Below are 25730 nucleotides of genomic sequence, written 5' to 3'. Positions count from 1 at the left end.
GCCGGCGCCCGGCGTGCTCGCGGCGGCCGCGTGCCCGGACGGGACGGAGCCGGACCCGGCCAGGGTCGACCCGGCGGCGACCGCGACCGAGCCGGCGATCGCCGTCCGGCCGAGGAACCGGCGGCGGGTGACGGGGGCGGGCGGCCTGTCGCGATCAGGCGGTGCGGTGTGTGCGGCGGAGTCCATCTGACCACCGTTCCGTAGCCGGGCGGGCGCCCGAGTCGATCATCAGGCGCACGCTAACCCGGAGATCGCTAAACATGGGAATGTTGGCCGAAATCGGCCGTATGCGCCCCGAATGGGGGTCGGCTTGGCGAAATTCGCCAAGGAAAGTCCGGGGGGTCGGCAGTAAATGTCAAGCGCGCGCCCGGCCGTTGACACCAAGATCGTCAAATGTTCCGATCATGGCGATTGCGTCCGGGGCGTTCGCACACATCCGATGCGAGGGCTCTTCTCCTGGCTGGGGGATGTGCATGCGGCAGCGCGGCCTTTTCATCGCGGGAACCTGCGTCGTCGCCTTCGCGGCATCGTCGGCGGTGGCGCCGGCGGCGCCCGCCGCGGCGCCCGGCCGCTGGGTGGCGATGGGCGACTCCTACCAGGCCGGCGTCGGCGCCGGCGACTACCTCTCCGCGAGCGGCGACTGCAGCCGGTCGCCGTGGGCGTACGCCCCGCTGCTCGCGAAGGACGGCGTGCTCGGCGGCAACCTCTCGTTCGTCGCGTGCAGCGGCGCGACCATCGCCGACGTCCGCAACGGCAAGTCGGGGGAGGCGTCCCAGCTCGCCACGCTCGGCGACGACGTCTCGCACGTGACGCTCGGGGTCTCCGGCAACGACATGGGATTCGCCGACACCGTCCAGGCGTGCATCAAGGTCTCGGCGATCAGGACCTGCGAGGCGTCCCAGGACCCTGGGCTCCAGGCGGCGTTCGCCAAGCTCGACGAGGGCACCGCGCAGAACGCCAACCTGCTGCAGGCGGTCTTCAAGCAGGTCCGGGAGCGCTCCCCCCAGGCGAAGATCTTCGTGCCGACCTACCCGAAGTTCTTCCCCGACGAGGGCGGGTCCGACGGCACCTCGACCGTCCCGCTCCCGGTGAAGCGCTGCCAGATGATCCGGCTCACCGACCAGCTGTGGATGAACCAGTGGGTGCAGCGCCTCGACAACTACCTCGTCACCTCGGCCACCGTCGCCGGGGCCGTGCCCGTCGACCTCTACCACTCGACGGACGGCCACGAGATCTGCCCGCCCAAGGGCCAGGAGCGCTTCCTCAACGGGATCGTCCCCAGAAGCATCAACGACTCGTTCCACCCGACCCGGGCCGGCTACGCCAACACCGCCTGCATCATCAAGGAGGCGTTCCTGCGGCCGACCGCCGCGCCGCGGGTGGCGGGCGACGCGGGCGTGACCCGGCAGGCGTCCGACGTCACCGTACAGCCGGGGCAGAAGGTCCAGGTCCCGGTGACGCTGCGGGGCGGCGGGCTCGGCGCCGGGTTCGGCGCGACCTGGGCGGAGGGGGACGTCAAGGTGCGGGTGCTGGCGCCGGACGGCGCGCAGGCGCCCCGCGCCCGGCACCGCCGCAACAGCACCAAGCGGGCGGTCTACGACAGCGTGTACGTGCCCGGCGCCGCGGCGGGCGGCTGGAAGGTCGAGCTGACCGGTGGTGATCGCCCGGCGAAGGTCCGCGTGACGACGACCGAGCTGGCCAAGCCCAAGAGCCCGCCGGTGGCGAAGGCGACCGTGACGCGGACCGGCCCCCGCACGGTCGTCCTGGACGCCTCCGGGTCGTCCGGCTCGGCCGGCGGCGAGGTGAAGCGCTACCTGTGGGAGTTCGCCGACGGGACGTTCGCCACGGGCGCGAAGGTCACCCACACCTACACAGCGCCGGGCACCTACGTCGCCAGCCTCGCGGTTACCGGCGACGACGGCCAGCTCGGGTTCGACGCGGCCGCGCCCGTCACGATCGGCGAATGACCTGCGGTCGCGGAGGCCGGGCGTGGACGTGCAGGCCAGGACGGCGGCGCTGACGGTGCCCGCCTGCGTGCTGGTGGCCGTCGCGGGACTGCTGGTGCTCAAGGGCGCCTACGACTGGTCCGGCCAGCCCGCCCGCGTCGCGGAGCGGCCGCTCCAGCACGACCGGGTGGTCGTCTACCTGGCCGCCGCCGGGACCGCCGCCGGCGCCCTGCTGTTCCTCCTCGCCGGAGAGCGCGGCCCCGCCCTCGCCGTGCTGGCCACCGCGCTCGTCCCCGCGCTGCTGCTCGCGCCGGGCGTCGCCCGGGACACCGCCGCCTTCCTGCCCTGCCTGATCACGGTGCCGGTGGGCGTGGCGATGGCGCTGCGCACGGTCCTGGTGCCGAGGACGCCGGTCACCCTTCTCGCGGTGCTGGTGTTCGCCGTGGTCGCCGTCGCGGGGAGCATCCTGCTGGCCGCCGTGTCTGACGCCGTGCCCTTCATGAGTTCGTTCAGCGAGGAGGAGGCGCACCGGCAGGCGACCGCGCGCCTGGTGGCGGGCTTGGCGGGCGTGGCCCTGGCGGCGGCGCCGGTGCTGCTGCTGTTCGCCGGCCACAAGGCCGGCGCGGCGCTCACCGCGCCGTTCGTGCTGGCGGCGCTCGTCACCGTCGTCGACACGCAGACCCTGGCGCCCTGGCTGCTGTACGCCGTCGCCGGGCCGCCGGCCTTGGGCGCGTCCGTCCACGTCCTGTTCACCGACCGATGACGGTCGCCGACACACTGGAGATGCCTGTGACCGAGCCGGTCGATGTGCTGGTCGCCGGCGGCGGCCCCGCCGGAGCCGCTGCCGCCGCCGCCCTCGCCCGCCGGGGCCTGCGGACGCTGCTGGTGGACGCCCCGTCCGGGGGAACGGTCCACGACGTGCTCGTCAGCGGCCCGGCCCGCCACGCGCTGACGGCGCTCGGCGGCTGGGACGAGGCGTTCCCGCGCCCGGCCGGGGAGCTCGACCTGTGGTTCGGCGCCCGCACCCGGCGCGTGATCGACGACGCCGGGATGGCCGTGTGCGACCGCGACCGGCTGCTGGCGTCGCTACGCCGCGCTGCGACCGAGGCGGGCGCCGTGCCGCTGGCCGGACGGGTGGCGGACCTGCGCCGCACCGCCGACGGGCACCGCGCGGTCCTCGCCGACGGGACGGTGATCACCGCTCGCCACGCCGTCCTCGCCACCGGCCCGGCGCCGAACGACGCGTCCGGCGGAGAAGGGGCGCGGCTGCAGTGCGCGCAGCGCTTCACCGGCGCCGCGCCCGGCGGGCGGATCGTGCTCCAGCTCGTCACGCCAGCGGGCAACGACCCCAAGGCCCAGCCGTCCTGCGTCTGGGTGCTGCCCGGCTCCGGCGGCGGGTTCACCATCGGCGTCACCGGCGGCGGCCCGGACGCCGGGTCCCTGATGGCCGGGGCGCTCGCCGGGCTCGCCGAGGCCGACCCCCGGTTCGCCGGGATCCGCCCGGACGGCCCGCTGTCGTGGGGCCCGGTCGACAGCGGCTTCGCCCCCGAGCGCGCGGCCGAGGACGGCCGGCTGGCGGTCGGCGACGCCGCCGGCCTCGTCAACCCGTTCACCGGCGAGGGGCTCAGCTACGCGGTGCAGAGCGGCCTGCTCGCCGCCGAGTCCATCGCCCGGCACCCCGGCGACCCCGGGAAGGCCGCGGGCGCCTACCGCGCGGCGCTCACTCGCGTGTTCGTCGGCTACTTCGAGACGGCCCGGCACGCGGCCCGCCGGTATCACCTCGCCTGGCGGGTGCTCGCCGCGACCGCCGAGAGCGACCATCCGTTCTTCGGCAAGGGCCGCCGCGCCGTGCTGCTGCCCGAGGGCATCGCGGGCGTGACCGCCGCCGAGCCCCTCGACCCGGGCCCGCGCGAGTCGCTGGTGCTGCGGCCGTTCCTCGCGGGCTGCGACGAGGTGTCGGTCGCGGCGGTCCGGGGCGAGTGGCCGTTCATCGCGCGGATGCTCATCACCGGGGCCGGCCCCACCCACCGCCGCCTGCGGCCGGCGGCGCTGCTGTGCGCCGGGCTCATGAGCACCGGCGGGTTCCCCGACATCGGGCACGCCCCGACCGGTTCGGCGATCGAGCTGGCCTCGCTCGGCGGGCTGGCCTTCCTCGGCCCGGCGGCGCCCGCGCCGCCCGGCGGGCGCGGCGTCGACTGGGCGTCGGCCACCACCGTCCTCGCCGGGGACTTCCTCCTCGCCCAGGCGTGCACGCTGGTCGCCGAGCACGCGCCCGAGCTGTCGTGGTCGTTCTCCGACTGGCTCGCGGAGCTGACGGTGCTGCGGGCCCGGTACCTGGACGGGGCCCCGGGCACCTCGGCCACCGACGTGTTCGCGGCGATGTTCGAGTACCCGCTGCGGGCCGGCGCGCTGCTGGCGGACGCCCCCTCCGCGACCGTCGCCCCGCTCCGCGAGTTCGGGCGGCACTGCGGCCGGGTCTTCGTCCACGCCGAGGACGTCCTGGCCGTCCGCGGCCTGCGCACCCGCCTGGACACCTCGCTGGGGGCGCTGCTCGACGGCCGCGTCTCGGCCCTGCCCGACCTGCTCGGCGCGCCCGGCCTCACCGCCGGCCAGGTCGCCGCCGACCCGCGGCTGCGCGACGAGGCCCTCGCCGTCGCGGTCGCCGCCTGCCGTGAGGAACTGGAACTCGCGCGGAAGGCCGCGGCCGAGGTGTCGGAGGAGATGCCCGCGCGCATCCTGCGGAGCTTTGCCGAGGCGATGGCCGCGCCCGCCCTGGACGTCCCCGCCTCGGCCGGGGCGCGCTGATGACGGACGCGTTCGAGGTGCTGCACGCGCTGTGCGTGAAGGGCATGGCCGGGACGGCGCATCTGAGCCTGATGACCGGGAGGCCGGAGTCCGCCGTCCTGCCCGCGGTGCGGGACCTCGCCGCCGCGGGCGCCGCGGTCTTCGTCACCGCCCGCGAGCTGTGGCGGGTCACCGATCCGGGCCGGTCGCGGCACGCCGCGGAGGTGCGCGCCGACCTCGCCCCGGACGCCGCCGGGGCGCTGCGCGCCTGCCACGACCGGTTCGTCCCGCTCGACCTCCGGGTCAAGGAGCTGTGCACCCGCTGGCAGGGAAAGGAGGCCACCGAGGCGGACGTCCGAACGGAATTGGCTGACCTGCACCGGGAGCTGCTCGCGGTGGCGGCGGACATGGCCGCCGCCCGAGGCCGCTACGCCGGGTACGCGAGCCGCCTCACCGCCGCCCGCGACCGCTTCGAGGCCGGGGACGCCAGGGCGCTCACGGGCGTCCTTTGCGATTCGTACCACGAGGTCTGGATGGAACTGCACCGCGACCTGCGGCTCACCCTGGACCTGCCGTGACCGCCGGGCTCCTGGACTGGCTCGACGCGCCGTCGGAGTCGACCGGCCTGCGTTTCCTCGCCGAGGACGGGACGTGGGAGACCGTCTCCTACGCGGCACTGGCCGGGCACGTCCGCGCCACCGCCCGCGACCTGCGCGACTGCGGCCTCACCACGGGGCAGGCCGTGGTGATCCTGCGCCGGACCGGGCCCGGGTTCGCCGCCGCGTTCTTCGGGACCCTCGTCGCGGGCGGCACCCCCGCGCCGCTCGCGCCGCCCGCAGCCCTCGGCGGCGCCCGCCGGTGGCGCGAGCACGCCGCCCACGTGATCGCCGAGTCCGGCGCGGCCCTGGTGCTCGCGGACCCGGACCTGGCCGGGACCGCGACCGCCGCCGCCGAGCCGGGACGCGCCGTCCTGGCGCCCTCGACCGCGGCCGACGCCCCGCCCGGATCATGGCCGCCCGCCGGGACGGCCCTGCTGCAGTTCACCTCCGGATCGCGCGGCAAGGTCCGCGGCGTCCGCGTGAGCCGGGGCAACCTGGAGGCCAACATCGCGATGATCGGGCGGCGCTGGGCCGGCCGGTCCGCCGGAACCGGCGTGCCCTGGCTGCCGCTGCACCACGACCTCGGGCTGGTCTTCGGGCTGCTCACCCCGGTCGTGCGGGGCGAGCCGGTCGCGCTGATGCGGCCCGAGCAGTTCGTCCAGAACCCGCTGCGCTGGCTCCGCGAGCACCACGCCCGGCCCGGCATGGTGATGCTGATGCCGAACTTCGGCCTGGAGTACGTCGTGCGGCGCGTCCGGCCCGAGCGGCTCGCCGGGCTCGACCTGTCCGGGGTCGAGGCGGTCGTCACCGGCGCCGAGCGGGTGCGCCTCGACACCGCCGCCGCGTTCCTGGACCTGCTGGCCCCCTGCGGCCTGCGGCCGTCGGCGCTGCGCCCCGCCTACGGGCTGGCCGAGGCGACGCTCGGCGTCACCTGCGCGCCGCTGGGCCGCGTCGCGCCGGCCGTCGCGGTCGCCCCCGGACCCCTCCGGATGGGGGAGCCGCTGCCGCTGCTCGGCTCGGCGGAGGTCTCCCGGCGCGCGCCCGCCGGCCCCGGCGTCTGGCACGTCGGCTGCGGGACGCCCCTCGACGGGCTCACCGTGCGGATCGTCGACGACGCCGGCCGCCCCGTCCCGGACGGCAGCCTCGGCGAGATCACCGTGTCCGGCCCGTCGGTGGCGCTGGGCCACACCAGCGCGCAGGAGGACCCCGCCACCCGGTTCGAGGACGGCGTGCTGCGCACCGGCGACGCGGGCTTCATGACCGGCGGGGAGCTCTACGTCGTGGGCCGCATCGGCGACAGCCTCCAGGTGCGGGGCCGCAACGTGTACGTGGAGGAGCTGGAGGCGGCCCTCGCCGAGGAGGGCCTGCTGGCCCGGCGGCGGACCGCGGTCCTCGCCGGGTACCTGGACGACGATCCCGTGGTGTGCGTGCTCACCGCCGCGCCGTCCGCGGAGGGCGTCGCCGCGTGCCTCGCCCCGCTCGTGGGCCCGGACGTGTCCGTGCGGGTCGTGCGGGTGAGGGCCGCCGCGATCGAGCTGACCTCCAGCGGCAAGCCGCGCCGCCGCTCGATGTGGCGGAAGCTGCTCGCGGGGGAGATCGACGGCCCGCTGCTGTCCTCGTCCGAGCCCGCGGGGGCCGGGCGGTGACCGGGCCGCTCTACGCGGCCGGCCTCACCGGCCCGCACGTGGACGCCTTCCGGGACCGCGTGCGCGCCGCCGTCCGGGACGAGATCATGCCGCTGACCCCGGCGGCGGAGGAGGCCGGCGAGTTCCCCCGCGCGGCGCTGTCCGCGCTGGGCCGCGCCGGGCTCATCCGGGAGCGCTGGACGCCGCTGCCGGGCGGCGATCCCGGCCGCGCCGCGATCCTCGCGGAGGAACTGGCGCGGGCGGGCGGGGTCGGCATCGGCGTGGGCGTCGTCGTGGAGACCGTGGCCGCGGCCCTCGCCCGCTACGGCCGGTCCGACCTGCTCGCCGGCACGCTGGAGGGCGTCCTCGCCGGCGACCTCGTCGGATGCTTCGGCGCCTCAGAGCCCGCCGGCGGCTCCGACATCAACGGCATCGGCACCACGGCCGTCCGGGACGGCGCGGGCTGGCGCGTGCGCGGCGAGAAGAAGTACCTGTCGCTCGGCCGCGCCGCCGACTTCGCGCTCGTCCTGTGCCGGACGGGCGGCTCGGGGCTCGCCGCGCTCAGCCTGGTCCGGGTCCCCGCCGAGGGCCTGCGCGAGGTCAGGCGGCTGGCCAAGCTGGGCGCCGCGTCGCTGGAGACCACGTGGACGGCGATCGACGCGTGGGTGCCCGACGAGGCGGTGCTGGGCCGCCCCGGGCTCGGCCTGACCGTGGCGACCTGGGCGCTGAGCCACGAGCGGATGGCCGTCGCGGCGCACGCCGTCGGCGTCTGCGAGCTGGCGATCGGGTTGGCCTGCGCCCACCTGCACCGGCGCCGCCAGTTCGGCCGCCCGCTGATCGAGCACCAGGCGCTCCGGCTGCGGCTGGCGCAGCTCCAGGCCGAGCTGGTCGTGCTGCGGTCCGGCGTGCACGGCGCGGCGGCGACCGCGTTCCAGCCGGGCGGCGCCGGGGCGCGGGAGGCGGCCGCGCTGAAGGTCACCGCCGTCCGGCTCGCCGAGCGGACGGTCACCGAGTGCATGCACCTGTTCGGCGGGATGGGATACCTGGAGGACGAGACCCCCATGGCGCGGATGTGGCGCGACGTCAGGATCGGCCGGGTCGGCGGCGGGACCGACGAGATGATGTGGGAGATGGTGGCGGCCGGGCTCGTGCCCGACTTCGCCGCCTACGACGCCACCGTCGGGGACGGCGCGTGAGGCTGCTGGTGGCGGGCGCCACCGGCCAGCTCGGCGCCGGGCTGCTGGAGACGGCGGCGGAGGCGGGCTGCACCGTGGTCCCGCTCCTGCGCGTCCCGGCGCGGGGCCGCCGGGCGGGACGGCTCCAGGCGCCCGACCCGGCGGTGGTGGGCGAGCCCGTGCACGGCGACGTCCGGTCGCCCCGCTGGGGCCTGGACGACGCGGCGGTGCGGCGGCTCGCCGCCGAGGCCGACGCCGTCGTCAACCTGGCCGGCGAGACCGACTGGGCGGGCCGCGCCGCCGACCTCCACACCACCCACGTGCTCGGCGCCGAGCACGGCTACCTGCTGGCGCGCGAGCTCGCCGCGCTGTCCGGCCGCCGCGTCCCCTACCTGTACGCCGGGTCCGCGTACGCGGCGGGCGGTGCCGTCGGGGAGATCGCCGAAGTGCCCTACCGGCGGCGCGCCGACCGGACCGTCTACGAGCAGGCCAAGTGGCTCGCGGAGCGGCGGCTCGCGGAACTCGCCGCCGACGACGCGCCGCTGCTGGTCGTCCGCCTGTGCGCGCTGGTCGGCAGCTCCGCGACGGGGCGGACGCTGCGCCGCAACTCCCTCTACATGCTCGCGGACCGGTGGGACGACCTGCCCGGCGGCGTCCTGCCCGCCATGCCCGCCGCCCGGGTGGACGCGCTGCCCAGGGACGTGGCCGCGCGTGCGCTGCTGCGCGCGGTCCGCCGCCTCGCCGGCGCGCCGGACGCGGGGCCGCTGATCTGCCACCTCGGCCTCGGCGAAGCGGCCCCCAGCGTGCGGGGCCTGCTCGACGCGGCGTTCACCGCCGACCCCGAGCGGTTCCGCCGCCCCCCGCGCGTCGTCTCCGTGACGGCCCGGCAGCTCGTCTGGACCAGCCAGAACGCGCACCGCTTCCTGCCGCTGGCGCCGGCGGCGCGCAACGCGCTGATCGGGCTGCGCTACGTCGGCCTGGACCGCGTCTTCGCCCGCCCCCGGCTGGCGGCGCTGCTCGGCGGGGACCTGCCCGCCGCCGACCTCGGCCTGCTCGCGGGGCTGCTGTTCGGCGCGCCGCGCCGCGGCCTCGACACCCCCGTCGCGGGCGGCTCGATGGCGAGGTTCCCCGGATGAAGATCCTGGTCGTCGGCGCCTCCGGCTACCTGGGCGGCGCGGTGTGCGCCCGGCTGGAGCGGGCCGGGCACGAGGTGATCGGTCTCAGCCGCTCCGGCGGCGGGCCCGCGCGGCGCGCCCTGCGCGGCGACGCGACCCGGCCGTCCCTCGCGCTGCCGGGCGACGCGCTCGACGAGGTCCGGGCCGAGGTGACCCACATCGTCACCGCCTTCGGCAGCGTCGACTGGGACGCCGGACCGGCCGAGGCCCTGGACCTGCACGCCGCCGGCGTCCGCAACGTCCTCGCGCTGGCGCGCGGCTGCGAGCGGTTCACCGGCCTCGTCCACGTCTCGTCCCTCCTCGCGCTCGGACGGGCCTCCGGCCGGGTGGGGAACCGCGAGCTGTACGTCGGCCAGACCTTCCGCAACTGGTACGAGTACGGGAAGTACGCCGCCGAGGGCCTCGTGCGGGCGGCGCGCGACGTGCCGTCCACGAGCGTGCGGTTCGGCCCGCTGCTGGGCGTCCCCGCGTCGCCGGGCGCCCTGTCGGCGCGGCACGGGCTGCTCGCCGCCGTGCGCCCGCTGCTCCAGGGGTACCCCGTCCACCTGCGCGGGGGAGGGGAGTTCCCGTGTTATCCGGGCGATGTGGCGGGCGCGGCGGAGGTCGTCGCCCGCGCGGTCGAGGCGCCCGCCACGGGAGCGACCTGGACCTGGTTCGACCCGGACGGCCCGACGCTGGCGGACGTGCTGCGGGCGGTGTGCCGCCCCCTCGGGCGCGTCCCGCGCATCGTCGACAGCACCGCCATGGGCCGCCTGCAGCGCGCGCTCGCGTCCCGCGCCGGGGTGCCGCCGGCGCTGCTCGGCTACTGCGAGCCGTGGTTCGACCTGGACCCGGCCGTCCTGGACGCCGTCCCCGGCGGCCCGCCGCGCTGCCCGGCCGGATACCTGGAGGCGACGGGCCGGGAGGTCTTCGCGTGACCGCTCACTACCCGCCGATCGACACCGACCCGCACCCGGCGTTCCCCGTCTACAGCGCCGGGAACTTCGGCGAGGTCGCGCCGGACCGGATCTCGCCGGTGTCCTGGTCGCTGGTCGGCACGCCCATGGAGCGCGCCACCCGGCGCCTCGCCGCGCGCTGCTTCGGCGAGCGCCCCTGGGCGCAGGGCGGCCACTACGTGTTCCTCGGCTACTTCGCGTGCAAGCCGTACCACAACCTGTCCGCCTACACGCGGCTGGCGAGCCGGCTGCCCCTGGTCACCCCCGAGGACGTCACCGCCGCCTACTTCGAGGGCACCCGCCCGCCGCGCCTCGGCCGGGCGCGGGAGGGCGCGCTCCGCCAGGCGGCCGCGCTGCCCCGCCTGATCAGGGAGCTGACCAGGCTCGGCCCCGCGCTGCAGCGGCTGGAAGAGGAGGTCGCCGACCTGGAGTTGCTCGCCCGCACCGCCGTGTCGCTGGGCGGCGAGGCGGCCCTGGTCGAGGTCTTGACGCGCGCGGCACCTGTTCTGGACGACGCATGGGACGCCCACATCGTCGCCACCACCGGGCTCGTGCCGCTGGGCGTCGTGCAGCGGCGGGTGAACAGGCTGATCGTCCCGCACGCGGAGGCCGTCACGCCGTGGCTGAACCGTCCCGAGGAACTGGTGTGGGACCGGCTGCACGCCTTCACCGGCGACCTCGCGTCGGGCGAATTCCTCGGCACGTCCTTCTACGAGGTGGCCGAGGACCGGGAACCGTGGTCCTGCTTCAGCGCCCGGCACCGGGCCGAGCCTTCAGCGGGCCGTCCGGACGCCGATCCGGTCGTCGACCCGGCCGAGGCCGCGCTCGGCATGCTGGGGCCGCGCCGACGCCGCCTGGCCGGTGCCCTCGCGCGGGTCATGGCGGAGACGATGGCCTCAAGGGAGCAGTCGAAGTCGCTGGTCATGCGGGTGCTGCACGTCCACCGCAGGGTCCTGCCGGAGCTGGCCCGGCACTGGCCGCTCGACGACGCGGACTGGCCCTACCTCACGATCGAGGAGCTCCGCCGCCTGCACCGCGCGCCCGGTCTCGCCGGCCGCGCGGCCGAACGGGCGGCGGCCTGCGCCGCGGCCGTGAACGCTCCCATGCCCGAGCGCCTCGACTTCTCCGGCGACGGCGACGGCGCCGGCGGGCGACGGGGCCGGGCCGCGGCCCCGGTGGCGGGCACCGGGGTGTCGCCCGGCCGCGTGACGGGCGTGGTGGTGCGCCCGCCCGCCGACGAGATCCCGGACGACCGCCCCGCCGTCCTGGTGTGCGAGTCGGCGGACGCCGACGTCGCCCCGCTGCTCGGGCTGGTCGCCGGAGTCGTCACCGGGCGCGGCAGCGCGATGTCCCACATCGCCATCCTGGCCAGGGAGCACCGGATCCCGGCCGTGGTCGGCCACCCCGGCGCCGCCGCGCTGCACCCCGGCGACCTGGTCACCATCGACGGCACGACGGGAGAGGTCCATGCCGAACCGGCCTTCACCGGATGAGTTCCTCACCGTCCTGGAGGACGCCTACGAGGCCGCCAAGCGGATCCGGCGCAGCATCCGCATGGAGGACGACATCGCGCGGGGCCTCGGGATCGACTCCCTCGACGCCATGGAGCTGCTCCTCGTCCTGGAGCAGACCTACGGGGCGGCGCTGATCGACGCGCCCGCCATCGCCGGCGTGGAGACCGTCGGCGACCTGTACGACCTGCTCGTCCTGCTCACCGGCCCGTCACCCTGACCGCGCCGCGGGCGCCGTCGACCTCGACGCGCATCCCGGTGCGCAGCCGGTCGAGGGCGTCCGCGACGCCGGTGACGCACGGCACCCCGAGCTCGCGGGCGACGATGGCGGCATGGCACAGGCTCCCGCCGGCGGTGGTGACCACGGCGGCCGCCTCCGCCATGAGCGGCACCCACTCCGGGTCGGTGCCGGCGATCACCAGCACCGACCCGGGCCGCCACGACGGATCGCCCGGACCGGACGCGCACACCACCGTCCCCTCCGCCACGCCCGGCGCCGCGGGGACGCCGGTGAGCGGCCCGCCGCCGGCGGCCGGAGCCGGCACCGGCCGGGTGACCGGCCGGTACTGCACCCACGCCAGGCCCGAGTCCAGCACGGCGAACTCCAGGTCGGCCACGGTGTCCAGCGCGCGCTGCACGCCGAGGCAGGCCCGCCCCGCCGGGCCGGCGCCGCTCCCGGCGGAGCACTCCTCGGCGGCGCCGGACGCCCACTCCAGCCGGCCGGACTCCAGGTCCCGCCCGATCCACACCCCGGACTCCCGCGGCGGCTCGTACCGCTGGAGCACGACCGCGACCTCGACGTCCCGGACGGCGAGGCCCGCCCGCGCCTGGTAGGCCCGGACGCGCTCGCCGCCGCCCGACCGCGCGACCCGGGCGACGGCCGCCGGGAGGCCGCCGAAGCCGACGCCCAGCTCGGTGCGGAACAGCCCGGCGAAGGAGTGGACCGGGTCGTCCTCGACGGACGCGGAGCTGCGCACGGCCCACAGGCCCGGCCCGGCGAGCCCGCTCAGGTCCGCCGGACCGGCCGCGGCCGGTCCGGCGGGGAGCACCCAGGTCGCGGGGACGCGGAACCCGTGGCGCCGCAGCACGGCGAGCCCGCGCGCCTTGCCGCCCACCGGCGCCCGCGCGTCCTCGGGGTCCACGTCGCAGAGCATGATCGGCTTCACGAGGCGGACGATACGCCCTCGCGCCGCCCGAGGTCCTGCTCCGGCCGCTCCAGGGCGACCTTGGGGAGGCGCCTGGCCAGCGGAGCCGGGAGCCACCAGGCGTGCCGGCCGAGGAGCTGCATGACCGCCGGGACGATCAGGCAGCGGATGATCACCGCGTCCAGCAGGACGGCGACCGCGAGGCCGAGGCCGAACTGCTGGAGCATGCGGTCCGGGCTCAGGATGAACGCCGCGAACACGACGATCATGATGGCGGCGGCGGCCGTGATGACCCCGCCGGTGGCGGCGAGGCCCTCCCGGACGGCGCGCGACGGGTCCCGGGTGCGCTCCCACTCCTCGTGGATCCGGGAGACCAGGAAGACCTCGTAGTCCATGGAGAGGCCGAACACGATCGCGAAGATCATCACGGGGATGAACGCCTCGATGGGGCCGCTCTGCGCGCCGAACCGGCCGTCCTGGAACACCAGGGTGATCGCGCCGAGCGCGGCGGAGATGGACAGCAGGTTCAGCAGCGCCGCCTTGATCGGGATCAGGACCGAGCGGAACACCACCATCAGCAGCAGCGCCGACATGCCGACGACGATCGCGACGAACAGCGGCATCCGCGCGGAGACGGCGTCCGAGAAGTCCTTGGCCGCGGCGGTCGGGCCGCCGACCAGGTACTCGGCGCCGGTCTTGGCCGACAGGCCCGGGAGCACGTCGTCGCGCAGGTCGTGGACGAGTTCGGTGGTCGCCGCGTCCTGCGGCGCGGTGGTCGGGTAGGCGATGACGGCGGACACCGCGCCGTCGCGGGACGGGATCGGCGGGGTCGCGGCGGCGATGCCCTCGGTCTGGGTCAGCGCCGTGCGCAGCGGCCCCGCGTCGCCCTTGGCGACCACGATGAGCGGGCCGTTGAAGCCGGGCCCGAAGCCCTCGGCCAGCAGGTCGTACGCCTGGCGGCTCGTGGTGGACGGGGCGTCGTTGCCCGAGTCGGCGAAACCGAGGCGCATGCCGAGGGCCGGGGCCGACAGCGCGACCAGGGCCAGCACGGCGATCAGCAGCGCCGGGACGGGCCGGCGCTGGACGGCCGCGGCGAGCCGGTGCCAGCGGTCCGTGCCGGGCCGGGCCTTCGCGGCCCGCTTGCGGACGTGCCGCTCGATGCGGCCGCCGAAGACGCCGAGCAGCGCGGGCAGCAGCGTCAGCGACGCCGCCATGGTGACCAGCACGGTCAGCGCCACGGCGAGCGCCACGCCCTGCAGGGAGCCGAGCCCGAGCGCGATGAGCCCGAGCAGCGCGATGATCACGGTGCAGCCGGCGAAGAACACGGTGCGGCCGGCGGCGTCCAGGGCCCGGCGGGTCGCGGTGGCCGGGTCGGCGCCGCCGCGCAGCTCCTGCCGGTACCGGTAGAAGATCAGCAGCGCGTAGTCGACGCCGACGCCGAGGCCGATCAGCATCATGATCGGCGGGGTGAAGTCGGCGACGGTGAACGCGTGCGAGGCCAGCGCGATCAGCCCGACCGCGCCGCCCACCGCGAACAGGGCGGTGACCAGGGGGAGCGCGGCGGCCACGAGGGAGCCGAACAGCAGCACCAGGATCACCAGGGCGGCCAGCATCCCGGCGCCCTCGGCGCCGCCGCCCCCGCCCTCCTCGGCGCCGCGCACGGGGTCGCCGCCGAGCTCGACGCGCAGCCCGTCCCCGGACGCGGCCTGCGCCGTTTCGATGATCTTCGTGACGTGGTCCTTGGGGACGTCCTGCGCGGACGCGTCGAGGGTGACGGTGGCGTAGCCGATGGTGCCGGTCTTCGACAGCGTCAGGTCCCCGACGCCGACCACGGAGGGCAGGCCCCGGACCTGGTCGAGCATCCGCCCGATCTCGGGGCGGTCGGCGGCCAGCCCGCCGCCGTTCTGCGCGACGATCTGGACGGTCGCGCCGGCCTGCTGGGAGCCGTGCTCGGCCATCAGGTCGGCGGCGGCCTGCGAATCGGTGCCGGGCAGGGAGAAGTCGTTGTGGTAGGCGCTGCCGGCGGTCTGCGAGCCCGCGGTGATCGCCGCGACCACGGCCACCCACAGCAGGAGGGCGGCCCAGCGGTGCCGCTGCGACCACGCGGCCAGCCGGCCGAAGCGGCCGGTGGGAAGGGGGACGGACACGTCAACCTCGGTTCATGCGGCGGGCGCCGACGACGGCGCCGGCGATGGCGGACAGGATCGGCACGACGACGAAGGCGGCCAGCAGGACGGGCGTGCCGTCCACGTCGAGCGTGCGGTCCAGGACGAAGGTGAAGAACGCGCCCACGGTCTCGGTCAGCAGGAAGCCCGCGGCCCCGCCGCAGACCAGCCCGATGAAGGCGCCCGGAATGCTCATGCCTCCAGGGTCGGGAACCGGTACCCCGCCCGGCATCGGCCGGGAGGGCGCACCCGGGGCACCCCGGAAGTTGCGGGCCCGGCGGCGCGGCTACGTCCCGGGTCGCATCCAGCGGGGGTTGACCATGCCCGACTCGTAGGCCATGACGACCAGCTGCGCGCGGTCGCGCGCCCCGGCCTTCGCCATGATGCGGCTGACGTGCGACTTGACGGTGGCGGTGCTGAGGACGAGCCGCGCGGCGATCTCGTCGTTGCTCTGCCCGGCGGCGACGAGCAGCATGACCTCGCGCTCCCGGTCGGTGAGGGAGCGCAGCCGGGGGCCGGGCTCGGGCGCGTCGACCCGCCCGGCGAACTCGCCGATCAGCCGCCGGGTCACCGACGGGGTGATCAGCGCGTCGCCGCGCGCCGCGACCCGCACCGCGTGGATCATCTCGGCGGGCTCGGTGTCCTTCAGCAGGAAGCCGGTGGCGCCCGCGCGCAGCGCGCCGTACACGTACTCGTCCAGGTCGAACGTGGTGAGGATGACGACGTGGACGCCGTCGAGCCGCGGATCGGCGGTGATCTTCCGGGCGGCCTCCAGGCCGTCCATCCGGGGCATCCGCACGTCCAGCAGCGCCACGTCGGGGCGCAGCGCGCGGCAGGCGGCGACGGCCTGCTCGCCGTCGGCGGCCTCGCCGGTCACCGTGATGTCGTCCTCGTCGTCGAGGATGGAGCGGAACCCGGCCCGCACCAGGCCCTGGTCGTCGGCGAGCAGCACTTCGATCATCGGGTGGACGCTCCGTTCCCATAGGGCAGCCGGGCCCGCACGACGAAGCCGCCGCCCGGCCCGGGGCCGGCGGTCAGCTCGCCGCCGAGGGCGCGGGCCCGCTCCCGCATGCCGTCCACCCCGCTGCCCGGCGCACCGCCGGGCGCCGCCCGGCCGGGGCCGTCGTCGGCGACCTCGACGCGCAGCTCGCCCGGCCCGCGCTCGACGCTGACGGCGACCTCCGCGCCGGGGGCGTGCCGCGAGGCGTTGGTGAGGGACTCCTGGACGATCCGGTAGGCGGCGAGCCCGACCTCCGTGGGCGGGTCGGCCGTGCCGGAGACGCTGCTGCGCACGGTGAGCCCCGCGGTCCGCGCGGACTCGACCAGGTCGCCGATGCGGTCCAGGCCGGGCGCGGGCGCGGTCGGCGCCTCCTCGTCGGCCTGCCGCAGGACGCCGAGCGTGGCGCGCAGGTCGCGCAGGGCCTCCCGGCTCGACTGCTTGATGGCGGCGAGGGCGGCCTCGCCCTGCGCGGGGTCGCGGTGGAAGCGGTGCAGCGACGTCCCGGCCTGGACGTTGATGAGCGACAGGTGGTGCCCGACGACGTCGTGCACCTCGCGGGCGATGCGCAGCCGCTCCTCGTTCGCGGCCTGCCGCTCGGCCTCCCGCAGGAACGCGACGCGGCTGTGCCGCACCCAGCCCAGCGCGACCATCGCCACCACCCATCCGGTCAGCATGAACACGGCGACGCCGTTGACGTCCTCGTTGCCGAGCAGCGTCCCGGTGCCGGTGGTGATCACGGTGAGCGCGGCCAGCACCACGGCCGCCTCGATCCGGCCCTGCGCCGCGACCAGGTACAGCGCCACGATCACCGCGATCATCAGGCCGCCGTCGTGGACGCTGGTGACGTAGTACACGCCGGTCGCGACGAGGACGAAGGCGGCGACGGTCACCGGGAACCGGCGGGCGAAGTACAGCGCCCCGCAGGTCAGCAGGATCAGCGCCCAGCCGGCCGCCGTGCGCGCCCACGGCTCCCGCCAGGCGTCGCCGATCACCGAGTTCAGGCTGCTGACCGACACCACCGCCAGCACGCCGCCGGCGAGGGCGGCGTCGCGGAGCCGGCCGCGCGGCGGACGAGGACTGCGCCGACCACCCATGCGAGCACCCTAACCGGGCCCCCGGCCCGGCCCCGTCCGACCCGCGGCCCAAGACACCCGGCCGGACCCGCAACCTGGGGTGTAGCCGCCGTCCGCCGGTATGCGACCGGGGGATGAGCTAGCCGGACGGGAGCAGGCGGGCGCATTCGCGGCAGGCGCGGGACGAGGCCGCGACAGCGGCGTGCGAGGCCGCCGCGAAGGCGCCGGACAGCAGCATCAGCGGCCAGTCCGAGGCGACACCGGCGGCGGCGACCAGGGCGAGCGCGGCGAAGGCTCGCGTCGGTCGCCCTCACGGCGGTCGCCGCGGGCGTCCTCGCGCTGGTGATCCTGTCCGGCCAGCGGCGGCTGCTCGATCTGCCCGCGGACACGGCCGGACGGAACGCGGCGGCGGCCCGGCTCACCGCGTTCACCGGCGTGTTCAACGTGCTGTGGGCGGTCGTCGTCGTGCTGATGGTCGTCCGGCCGGGCTCGGGCGCCGGGGGCTGAACGCGGGCCCCGGCCACTGGGCTTCTGCGGGGCGCGTCAGCCGTCGTAGCCGTGGACGAACCGGGCCAGGAGGCGGGCGAACTCGGCGCGCTCGGCGTCCGTCCAGTCGCCCATGGCCTTGGCGAAGTGCTCCTGGCGGGTCTGCCGGGTGGCCTCGACGACGCGCCGGCCGGCGGCGGTGAGTTCCAGGTGGATGCGGCGGCCGTCCTCCTGGGACGCGACGCGCCGCACGTAGCCGGACTTCACGGCCTCGGCGACGATGCGGCTGCCGCGCGAGGCGTCCACGCCGAGGCGGGCGGCGACCAGGCCGACGCTCATCTCCTGGCCGGGGTCGTCGGGGCCCTCGTCGATCACGTCCACGACGTGCAGGACCTGCACGTCCACGGGGAGGTTGTGCTCGCGGACCGCGGCCTTGCCGAGCCGCTGCCGCGACATCCCCCGGCGCAGCCTGACCATGCTCCGCTCGACCGAGTCGAGTGCCTCCTCGCCCATGCCCGCCAGTCTAGTTGGCTTGCGCAGCTCAACCATGTGCTCTTAGCATTCAATTGCTCAAAGCATAGAAATGAGAGGTGCACATGGTTGCGACGACCGCGCCGGCGGTGCCGATGCCCCGCCGGCACCGGCTGGCGGTGTTCGGCGGGCTGCTGCTCGCCGGGCTGATGTCCTCGCTGGACGCGACGGTGCTCGGCACCGCGCTGCCGGCGATCGTCGGGGACCTCGGCGGGCTCGACCGGATCGCCTGGGTGTCCACGGCGTACGTGCTGGCCACCAGCGTCACCGTCCCGCTGTCGGGGCGCCTCGGCGACCTGTTCGGGCGCCGGACGATCCTGCTCACCGGGCTCCTCGGCTTCCTGGCCGGATCGGCGGCCTGCGGGGCGGCGCCGAGCATGACCTGGCTGATCGTGTTCCGGGTGGTGCAGGGCGCCGCCGCCGGCTGCCTGATGAGCTCGATGTTCGCGCTCACCGGCGACCTGTTCGAGCCGCGCGAGCGCGCCAAGTACCAGGGCTACTCGGCGGTGATCTTCGCGGTGTCGAGCATCGCGGGGCCGCTGCTCGGCGGGTTCCTCACCGACCACGCCTCGTGGCGGTGGGTGTTCTACGTCAACCTGCCCCTCGGCATCGCCGCCACGGCCACCACCGTGCTGTTCCTGCGGCTGCCCCGGCCCGCGGGCAGGCCGCGCGTCGACTACCCCGGGATCGTGCTGCTCGGCGCGGCCGTCACCTGCTTCACCCTGTTCACCAGCTGGGCCGGGACGCGGTACGCGTGGGGCTCGCCCGCCGTCCTCGGGCTGGCGGCGGGCTCCGCCGCGCTGTTCGGCGCGTGGGTGCTCGCCGAGCGGCGGGCTGCCGAGCCGATCATCCCGCCGCGGCTGTTCCGCGACCGGTCGTTCAGCGTCGCCTGCGCCGTCGCCGCCGTCGGCGGCGCCACCGGCTTCGGGCTCGCCACCTACCTGCCGATGTTCTTCCAGGTCGTCGGGGGAGTGGACGCCACCCGATCGGGGCTGCTGCTCCTGCCGATGATGGCCGCGCTGCTGGCCGCCTCCATGGGCGCCGGCCGCCACATCCACCGGACCGGCCGCTACCACCGCCTCCCGGCGGCGAGCATGGCGGTCAGCGGGGCGGGCATCGCGCTGCTGGCCACGATGGACGCCGGGACCGGACTGGTCGCCGCCGGGTGCTACATGGCCGTCCTCGGCTTCGGGGCCGGGCTGTCGCAGCAGGTCGTGATGCTGATCGCGCAGAACGCGGCACCGCCCCGCGACCTCGGCGCGGCCAGCTCCGGGGTGTTCGCGACCCGGATGCTCGGCACCGCCGCCGGGATGGCCGTCTTCGGCGCGATCGTGGCGAACCGGTTCGCCGAGGGGGTCGTCCGGCGCGTCCCGGACGGGCGGGTCCCCGCGTTCGCCGACGCCGTGCGGCCCGAGGTGCTGGCCACCCTCCCCGAGCCCGTGCGGGACGGCGTCGCCGCCGCGTTCGCGGACGCGTTCTCCACCCTGTTCGTCACCGCGCTGCCCGTCGTCGCGGTGGGGCTGGCGGCGGCGCTGCTGCTGCGGCACGTCCCGCTGGCGCCGCGCGGCCCCGGCCGATAGCCGGGCCGCGTCCCGGCCGCTAGTCGTCGAGGTCGGCGTCGTGGACGAGCAGCGCGATCTGCACCCGGTTGTTCAGGTCGAGCTTGGTCAGCAGCCGCGACACGTACGCCTTCACGGTGGCGACGCTGAGCGACAGCTCACCGCCGATCTCGCCGTTGGTCCGGCCCCGCCCGACGAGCGCCGCCACCGCCCGCTCGCCGTCGGTGAGCCGGGCCAGCAGCTCGCGGGCGCGGTCCCGGCGCGGGTCGCCGCCGCGCTCGGCCACGTACGACATCATCCTGCGCAGCACCGCCGGCGACATCATCGGCTCGCCCGCCGCGACCTGCCGGATCGCCCGGACGATCTCCGGCGGCGGGGTGTGCTTCAGCAGGAAGCCGCTGGCGCCCGCCCGCATCGCCCGCAGGATGTGGTCGTCGGTGTCGAACGTCGTCAGGATGATGATCTCGGGCGGCTCGCGCCGCGAGCGCAGCAGCGCGGTCGCGGCGAGCCCGTCCACCCGCGGCATCCGGACGTCCATCAGGACGACGTCGGGCCGGTGCTCGTTGACGGCGGAGACGACCTCGGCGCCGTCGGCGACGTCCCCGACCACCTCGACGCCGGCGGCGTTCGCCAGCATCATCGACAGGCCGGCGCGGACGAGCGCGTCGTCGTCGACGATCAGCACCCGGACGGGAGGGGAGTCCATCCGATCACCCTACGGGCCGGTCAGGGCCGGCGCAGGCGGCGGCCGCTGACCTCGTGCGCCGCCAGCCGGAACCACTCGTCGCGGTCGCCGCCCGGCCACGGCCGCACCTGGGCCACCTCCGCCCGCTCCTGCTCGGTCAGGTGGTGGGTGCCGCCGCGCAGCAGCACGCTCCACCCGACGTGGTCGGTCTCGTCGAACCGGTCGACCTGGAACGCCGCCCGGACCTCGCCGCCCACCACCGAGGTCAGCAGGCTGCGGTTCATCCGGCCGGACGACGACGTCCGGAAGATCACGGCGTCGCCGTCCACGGCGTAGTTCACCGGGATCACGGTGGGGCCCTCGCCGTCGTCGAACGCGACCCGGCCGATGGTGCCGCCCTCGATGAGCCGCAGGCACTCGGCGCGGTCGAGTTCTTCCAGCACGGGCCGGTCAGAGGAGTTGGCTGCCATGCACCTCACCCTTCCCCCCCGGCCTCGCCGGCATGCGCGCCGGTGAGCGGCAGCCGGGCGCGCAGCCGGAACCGCCCGTCGCCGGTGCGGCCGTGCTCCAGCGTCCCGCCGAGCAGCGCCACCCGCTCGCCGAGGCCGACGAGCCCCGCCCCCGCGCCCGGCAGCGCGCCCGGCAGCGCGGCCGCGGGCGGCCCCGGCGGCAGCCCGTTGACGATCTCGATGTCCAGATCGCCGCCCGCTTCGAGGACGACCCGGACGTCCGCGCCCGGCGCGTGCTTGCGCGCGTTGGTCAGCCCCTCCTGGACGATCCGGTAGGCGTGCCGCCCCACCCGGTCGGGGACGGAGCCCGGGTCGAGGACGCCGTCCTCCAGCACGACGCGGGCGCCGGCCCGCCGCGACTCCCGGACGAGCCCCGCCACGTCGGCGAGCGTCGGCTGCGGGCGGTCGGGCTCGGCGCCGGCCGCGTCGTCGCGCAGCACGCCGATCACCTCCCGCAGGTCCTCCATCGCCTCGTAGGCGCTCCGGCGGATGACCCCGGCGGCCTCGCGCTGGTCGGCGGGCGCGTCCGGGCGGTACTCCAGGGCCCCCGCGTGCACGGCGAGCAGCGAGATGCGGTGCGCGAGGACGTCGTGCATCTCCCGGGCGATCCGCTCCCGCTCCAGCAGCCGGGCCTCCTCGACCCGCAGCCGCTGCTCGGTCTCGGCGGCGCGGGCCCGCTCCTCGATCGACGCGATGAGCTGCCGCCGGGACCTGACCAGCATCCCGGCCGTGATCAGCACCGCGTACAGCAGGGCGAACATGACGGTGCCCTGGCGGAACTGCTGCCAGGTGGAGGTGATCCAGAACAGCGCGGTGATGACCGCCATGTTCGCGGCGGCGACCGGCAGGGCCCGCTGCCACGGGCGCAGCATCGCCAGTGAGTACACCGCGATCGCGGCCGCGCCGAGCGCCGAGGTCGCCGTCCACTGGGCGAAGATCATCGTCACCGCGACGCCCACCGGGTACCGGCGCCGGAACAGCAGCAGGAAGAGCAGGGAGAGCGAGCCGACCGCGAGGTCGCGGGGCACCGAGATCTCCACGTCGGGAGGCGGGTCCTCCTTCGTGCCGAGGAGCAGCAGGACGCCCAGCACGGCCGCGGCGGCGGCCAGGCCCGCGTCGCCCGCCCACGCGCGCCACGACCGCCGGAACAGGTTCACCCGCCCCACGGTAGCCGCGCCGCCCGCCCCGCCCAGTGGCCGCAGGTCGACGGGCCATCGACTTTGGTCGGCGGTCGGCGGTCGGCGGTCGGCGGGACCGCGCGGCCCGGCCGCCTGTTCGCTTATTATTTACATGTAGGATTGTCACAAATAGATGCCGGGGGCGATGTGGAGACGAGGAGCGCGCCGTGACCTATGTGATCGCCGAACCGTGCGTCGACGTCAAGGACCGGGCGTGCGTCGACGAGTGCCCGGTCGACTGCATCTACGAGGGGGCGCGGGCCCTCTACATCCACCCGGACGAATGCGTCGACTGCGGCGCGTGCGAGCCGGTGTGCCCGGTCGAGGCCATCTACTACGAGGACGACCTCCCGGACCGCTGGACGGACTACACGCGGGCCAACGCCGAGTTCTTCGACGACCTCGGCTCGCCCGGCGGCGCGACCAAGCTCGGCGCCCTGGACCGCGACCACCCGCTGATCGCCGCGCTGCCGCCGGCGGAGGAGGGCTGAGATGACCGCCGAACGCTCCCGCCGCCAGGAGGTCCTGGACATCCTGCGCGACGCCGGCGCCGCGCTCGGCGTCGCCGAGGTCGCCGAGCGGCTCGGCGTCCACGCCAACACCGCGCGCTTCCACCTGGACGCCCTGACCGCCGAGGGGACCGTCGAGCGCACCGCCGAGCAGCCCTCCGGCCCCGGCCGGCCCCGCACCGTCTACGCCCCCCGCCCCGGCATGGACCGCGGCGGCGCCCGCGGCTACCGCCTGCTCGCCCAGATCCTGCTCAGCCGGCTCGCCGCCGAGGGGCCCACCGCCCGCGAGAGCGCCGCGCGGGCGGGCCGCGAGTGGGGCCGCTACCTCGTCGACCGGCCGCCGCCGTTCCAGCGGCTGAGCGCCGCGGAGGCGACCGACCGGCTCACCGCCCTGCTGGACGACCTGGACTTCGCCCCCCGCCCGGGCGGCGACCTCATCCGGCTGCGGCACTGCCCGTTCCTGGAGCTCGCCGAGGAGTACGGGCCACTGGTCTGCGACGTCCACCTCGGGCTCATGCAGGGCGCGCTGAAGGAGCTGGACGCGCCGGTCGAGGCCGACCGGCTGGAGCCCTTCGCCGAACCCGGCGCCTGCCTCGCGCACCTGCGCCGCGAATGACCTCCTCCGGGGACCCCAGGCGGGGTCCCCGGAGGAGGTCGGGGGGTGGTGCTCAGCCCACCTTGGCGACGGTGAGCAGGACGGCCGCGTCCTCCAGCGCCTCCAGGCTGTGCCGCGCGTCCGGGACGATCAGCAGGTCGCCGGACATCCCGTCCCACGAGTTCTCCCCGGCCAGCAGCCGGACCCGCCCGTGCAGCACGTGGATGGTCGCCTCGCCGGGGTTCTCGTGCTCCGACAGGGTGGTGCCCGCCGTCAGGGCCACCAGCGTCTGGCGCAGGACGTGCTCATGTCCGCCGTAGACGGTGTCCGCGCTGCGCCCGGTCGAGCCGGCCGCGGCCCGCTTCAGATGGTCACGTACCTGTGCGTCCAACGAGAGCTTCTGCATGGCCCCAAGTCTGCCCCGTGATCGCGCGCGCACACGAGACACCGGGCACACGAGATGCAGTGCATATCGCGCACACGAGACGCAGGGCACGCGGGGTCAGGTGAGCGGGAGGCCCGTCACCGGCTTGCCGGTCGCGCTGCCCGCCAGCCAGCCGTCCCAGTCCTTCGCCCACGGCGTCGGGCCGTTGCCGAACTGCAGCTGCCGGGACGTGCCCGTCACCTTCACGATGTCGCCCCGGTTCGTGAAGTCGTAGAACCATTTGGCGTCGGACGGGGCGGCGTTCACGCACCCGTGGCTGACGTTGTCGTTGCCCTGCGCGTCGGTCGACCAGGGCGCCGAGTGGACGAACGTCCCGCTGTAGGTGAGGCGGACGTTCCACTTCGTCGGGATGCGGTACTCGCCGGGGTCGCCGGTGGTCGCGGAGTCCATGACGATGTCGGCGGCCTTCTCCTGCGCGATCATCGTCCCGCTGTAGCTGTCGTGGCCCGGCTTGCCGAGGCTGACCTTCATCGTCCGGACGGTCCGGCCGCCGTCGGTCACCGTCGCCCGGTGCTTCTTGGCGTCGATCGTGGTGATGTGCCGCGCGCCCACCGTGAAGCTGGCGCTGCGGTCCTTCTTCCCGTAGACGCCGTCGCCGACCTTGAGCCCCGCCAGGTGCGCGATGACCTTCACCTTCTGCCCGGACGGCCAGTAGTCGCGGGGCCGGAAGTCGACCTCCTTGTCGCTGACCCAGTACCAGGCGCCCTCGACCGGCTTGGACATCCGGACCTCGAGGGCCTTCTCGACCGCGACCTTCCCCGCCTTGGTGCTCACCGGCCGGGACAGCAGCAGCTGCACGGGCATGCCGACGCCGACGGTCTCGCCGTCCAGCGGCGACATGCCCGACGTCAGCTTCTTCTGCGGCGTCAGCGTCGTGAACGTCGACGTCGCGGTGACCGGCTTGCCGCCCTCACCGGTGCCCGTCGCGGTGACCGTGTACGTCGTGGACGGCCGCAGCGTCCACGACGACTTCCACGACTTGCCGTCCGCTGCGAGCCTTCCCTCGGCCTTGGCGTTCTTCTGGCCGTAGGTGAGGGTGACGTTGGTGAGCCTGCCGTTGTCTGCGGTGACGGTGACGGGCAGGTCGGGCGCCGCCTGCCGCGTCCCGGTGGCCGGCGTGATCGCCAGCTTCACCGCGTCCGCGTCCTTGCCGCCGCCGTCTCCGCCCTTGCCACCGCCGCCGCCGGACGAGCAGCCGGCGACGGCGACGAGCACCGCCCCGGCGACCGCCGCGATCGCCGTCCCGGACCGACCCTTGCGCACCTGAGAACTCCTCACGCTCGCCTGCCGTGCCCGTCGCGCGGGTCATCCCGCGTTCAAGGCCCGCACAAGGTATGCACGTGCTCAGGTTATGCACGGTTCAGCGCGACCCATGCGACACCACGGACACTCTTCGGTGTTCTCTCAGCCGGGCAACTCGGCCGCGGCGGCACTGTCCAGCAGGAACAGGGTCCGGTCACGCCCGCGCGCGCCGACGGCCGGGGCGCGGGCGACGTCCGTGCCCGCCGCCAGGGCGAGCCGGACGGCCTCCGCCTTCGACGCGCCCGCCGCCAGCACCCACACCTCGCGCGCGGCGCGCAGCGACGGGAACGTCAGCGAGATCCGGGTCGGCGGCGGTTTGGGGGAGTCCCGCACCGCGACCACCGGACGCTCGTCGCGCAGCCCCGGCATGCCGGGGAACAGCGACGCGACGTGCGCGTCCGGGCCCACGCCGAGCATCAGCACGTCGAACTCCGGGACCGGGCCCGGCCCGGCGGCGGCGCGCAGCTCGGCCGCGTACCGCTCCGCCGCCGCGTCCGGGTCGTCGCCGTCCGCGCCGTCCGGGCCGGCCATCACGTGCACCCGCGCCGGGTCGACCGGGACGTGGTCGAGCAGCGCCGCCCGCGCCCCGGTCTCGTTGCGCTCGGGGTCGCCGGCGGGGCGGAACCGCTCGTCGCCCCACCACACGTCCACGCGGGACCAGTCGACCGCGTCGCGCGCGCCGGACGCGGCGACCGCCGCCAGCACCGCGGCCCGCGACGACGATCTCCGGGACGTGGCCGCGCAGGCCCGCGACGACCTCCCGTCCCACGGCTCCGTACCCGCCGAGGACGACGACCC

Annotated in this window: 27 protein-coding genes; 14 read left to right on the top strand and 13 right to left on the bottom strand. The window is 76.0% G+C overall.

Annotated elements, in window-relative coordinates; translation table 11 throughout:
* A partial coding sequence (locus AB0K34_RS37480; protein ID WP_364553521.1) for a hypothetical protein occupies window positions 1-186 on the bottom strand: 186 nt, incomplete at its 3' end.
* A gap of 287 nt (window positions 187-473) precedes the next feature.
* Here AB0K34_RS37480 and AB0K34_RS37475 point away from each other — a divergent pair.
* Genes AB0K34_RS37475 through AB0K34_RS37430 form a run of 10 tightly spaced genes read left to right on the top strand, consistent with a single transcriptional unit; the run spans window position 474 to window position 11970 of the window.
* Complete coding sequence (locus AB0K34_RS37475) at window positions 474-1967, top strand: PKD domain-containing protein (RefSeq protein WP_171069209.1); 1494 nt, start codon at window positions 474-476, stop codon at window positions 1965-1967.
* A gap of 22 nt (window positions 1968-1989) precedes the next feature.
* Window positions 1990-2709: a hypothetical protein gene (locus tag AB0K34_RS37470; RefSeq protein WP_364553520.1), complete on the top strand. Its 720-nt coding sequence runs from the start codon at window positions 1990-1992 to the stop codon at window positions 2707-2709.
* Window positions 2710-2735: 26 nt separating this feature from the next.
* Window positions 2736-4751: a lycopene cyclase family protein gene (locus AB0K34_RS37465; protein ID WP_364553518.1), complete on the top strand. Its 2016-nt coding sequence runs from the start codon at window positions 2736-2738 to the stop codon at window positions 4749-4751.
* On the top strand, window positions 4751-5308 hold the full coding sequence (locus AB0K34_RS37460) for a hypothetical protein (protein ID WP_364553516.1): 558 nt from the start codon (window positions 4751-4753) through the stop codon (window positions 5306-5308). Before AB0K34_RS37465 ends, AB0K34_RS37460 begins: the two co-directional genes overlap by 1 nt.
* A complete protein-coding gene (locus AB0K34_RS37455; RefSeq protein ID WP_364553515.1) occupies window positions 5305-6975 on the top strand; it encodes an AMP-binding protein in 1671 nt (556 codons plus the stop codon). Before AB0K34_RS37460 ends, AB0K34_RS37455 begins: the two co-directional genes overlap by 4 nt.
* Entirely contained in the window at window positions 6972-8150 is a 1179-nt protein-coding gene (locus AB0K34_RS37450; RefSeq protein ID WP_364553514.1) for an acyl-CoA dehydrogenase family protein, read from the top strand. Before AB0K34_RS37455 ends, AB0K34_RS37450 begins: the two co-directional genes overlap by 4 nt.
* Entirely contained in the window at window positions 8147-9265 is a 1119-nt protein-coding gene (locus tag AB0K34_RS37445; RefSeq protein ID WP_364553513.1) for an SDR family oxidoreductase, read from the top strand. The genes AB0K34_RS37450 and AB0K34_RS37445 overlap by 4 nt, the downstream gene beginning before the upstream one ends.
* Complete coding sequence (locus AB0K34_RS37440) at window positions 9262-10221, top strand: NAD-dependent epimerase/dehydratase family protein (RefSeq protein ID WP_364553511.1); 960 nt, start codon at window positions 9262-9264, stop codon at window positions 10219-10221. Before AB0K34_RS37445 ends, AB0K34_RS37440 begins: the two co-directional genes overlap by 4 nt.
* Window positions 10218-11732 (top strand): PEP-utilizing enzyme, encoded by a 1515-nt coding sequence (locus AB0K34_RS37435; RefSeq protein ID WP_364553510.1) that lies wholly within the window; start codon window positions 10218-10220, stop codon window positions 11730-11732. Before AB0K34_RS37440 ends, AB0K34_RS37435 begins: the two co-directional genes overlap by 4 nt.
* Entirely contained in the window at window positions 11707-11970 is a 264-nt protein-coding gene (locus AB0K34_RS37430; protein WP_138639370.1) for an acyl carrier protein, read from the top strand. Before AB0K34_RS37435 ends, AB0K34_RS37430 begins: the two co-directional genes overlap by 26 nt.
* On the opposite strand, the gene AB0K34_RS37425 is transcribed toward AB0K34_RS37430, so the two are convergent.
* The 5 genes from AB0K34_RS37425 to AB0K34_RS37405 all read right to left on the bottom strand — a co-directional run bounded on the left by AB0K34_RS37425 (window position 11951) and on the right by AB0K34_RS37405 (window position 17154).
* A complete protein-coding gene (locus tag AB0K34_RS37425; RefSeq protein WP_138639371.1) occupies window positions 11951-12916 on the bottom strand; it encodes a PEP-utilizing enzyme in 966 nt (321 codons plus the stop codon). The genes AB0K34_RS37430 and AB0K34_RS37425 overlap by 20 nt on opposite strands.
* Entirely contained in the window at window positions 12913-15042 is a 2130-nt protein-coding gene (locus AB0K34_RS37420) for an MMPL family transporter (protein WP_364553509.1), read from the bottom strand. The genes AB0K34_RS37425 and AB0K34_RS37420 overlap by 4 nt, the downstream gene beginning before the upstream one ends.
* Window position 15043: 1 nt before the next feature.
* Entirely contained in the window at window positions 15044-15256 is a 213-nt protein-coding gene (locus AB0K34_RS37415) for a hypothetical protein (protein WP_138639373.1), read from the bottom strand.
* Between the two features lie 90 nt (window positions 15257-15346).
* Window positions 15347-16021 (bottom strand): response regulator transcription factor, encoded by a 675-nt coding sequence (locus AB0K34_RS37410; RefSeq protein WP_364553508.1) that lies wholly within the window; start codon window positions 16019-16021, stop codon window positions 15347-15349.
* Window positions 16018-17154, bottom strand: a complete 1137-nt coding sequence (locus AB0K34_RS37405) for a sensor histidine kinase (RefSeq protein ID WP_301174960.1) — start codon at window positions 17152-17154, stop codon at window positions 16018-16020. The genes AB0K34_RS37410 and AB0K34_RS37405 overlap by 4 nt, the downstream gene beginning before the upstream one ends.
* Window positions 17155-17475: 321 nt before the next feature.
* On the opposite strand from AB0K34_RS37405, the gene AB0K34_RS37400 reads away from it, so the two are divergent.
* Window positions 17476-17640 carry a hypothetical protein gene (locus tag AB0K34_RS37400; protein WP_364553507.1) on the top strand — a complete coding sequence of 55 codons (165 nt, stop codon included), beginning with the start codon at window positions 17476-17478 and terminating at the stop codon, window positions 17638-17640.
* Between the two features lie 36 nt (window positions 17641-17676).
* On the opposite strand, the gene AB0K34_RS37395 is transcribed toward AB0K34_RS37400, so the two are convergent.
* Window positions 17677-18132, bottom strand: a complete 456-nt coding sequence (locus tag AB0K34_RS37395) for a MarR family transcriptional regulator (RefSeq protein WP_138639376.1) — start codon at window positions 18130-18132, stop codon at window positions 17677-17679.
* Window positions 18133-18215: 83 nt separating this feature from the next.
* On the opposite strand from AB0K34_RS37395, the gene AB0K34_RS37390 reads away from it, so the two are divergent.
* Window positions 18216-19730, top strand: a complete 1515-nt coding sequence (locus tag AB0K34_RS37390; RefSeq protein WP_364553506.1) for an MDR family MFS transporter — start codon at window positions 18216-18218, stop codon at window positions 19728-19730.
* A gap of 19 nt (window positions 19731-19749) precedes the next feature.
* Here the strand turns inward: AB0K34_RS37390 and AB0K34_RS37385 are convergent, their stop codons facing one another.
* The 3 genes from AB0K34_RS37385 to AB0K34_RS37375 are packed head-to-tail and all read right to left on the bottom strand — an operon-like array spanning window position 19750 to window position 22060.
* The gene (locus AB0K34_RS37385; protein WP_138639378.1) at window positions 19750-20415 is read right to left on the bottom strand and encodes a response regulator transcription factor; all 666 of its coding nucleotides are present in this window, start codon (window positions 20413-20415) and stop codon (window positions 19750-19752) included.
* A gap of 20 nt (window positions 20416-20435) precedes the next feature.
* The gene (locus AB0K34_RS37380; protein WP_138639379.1) at window positions 20436-20864 is read right to left on the bottom strand and encodes a pyridoxamine 5'-phosphate oxidase family protein; all 429 of its coding nucleotides are present in this window, start codon (window positions 20862-20864) and stop codon (window positions 20436-20438) included.
* A gap of 5 nt (window positions 20865-20869) precedes the next feature.
* On the bottom strand, window positions 20870-22060 hold the full coding sequence (locus AB0K34_RS37375; protein WP_364553505.1) for a histidine kinase: 1191 nt from the start codon (window positions 22058-22060) through the stop codon (window positions 20870-20872).
* A gap of 188 nt (window positions 22061-22248) precedes the next feature.
* Here AB0K34_RS37375 and fdxA point away from each other — a divergent pair, with 188 nt between their 5' ends.
* Both fdxA and AB0K34_RS37365 read left to right on the top strand, forming a co-directional pair.
* A complete protein-coding gene (fdxA, locus tag AB0K34_RS37370) occupies window positions 22249-22572 on the top strand; it encodes a ferredoxin (RefSeq protein WP_138641397.1) in 324 nt (107 codons plus the stop codon).
* Between the two features lies 1 nt (window position 22573).
* Window positions 22574-23206, top strand: coding sequence for a helix-turn-helix domain-containing protein (locus tag AB0K34_RS37365; protein ID WP_138641398.1), 633 nt, complete (start codon window positions 22574-22576; stop codon window positions 23204-23206).
* Between the two features lie 52 nt (window positions 23207-23258).
* Here the strand turns inward: AB0K34_RS37365 and AB0K34_RS37360 are convergent, their stop codons facing one another.
* The 3 genes from AB0K34_RS37360 to pgl all read right to left on the bottom strand — a co-directional run.
* On the bottom strand, window positions 23259-23591 hold the full coding sequence (locus tag AB0K34_RS37360) for a cupin domain-containing protein (RefSeq protein ID WP_138641399.1): 333 nt from the start codon (window positions 23589-23591) through the stop codon (window positions 23259-23261).
* Between the two features lie 96 nt (window positions 23592-23687).
* Window positions 23688-24893: an Ig-like domain-containing protein gene (locus AB0K34_RS37355; protein ID WP_364553504.1), complete on the bottom strand. Its 1206-nt coding sequence runs from the start codon at window positions 24891-24893 to the stop codon at window positions 23688-23690.
* 141 nt (window positions 24894-25034) lie between these two features.
* A partial coding sequence (pgl, locus tag AB0K34_RS37350) for a 6-phosphogluconolactonase (RefSeq protein ID WP_364553502.1) occupies window positions 25035-25730 on the bottom strand: 696 nt, incomplete at its 5' end.

It is taken from the genome of Actinomadura sp. NPDC049382, from assembly GCF_040677125.1.
Taxonomy (GTDB): domain Bacteria; phylum Actinomycetota; class Actinomycetes; order Streptosporangiales; family Streptosporangiaceae; genus Spirillospora; species Spirillospora geliboluensis.
This window is presented reverse-complemented; position numbering and strand designations above follow the sequence as displayed.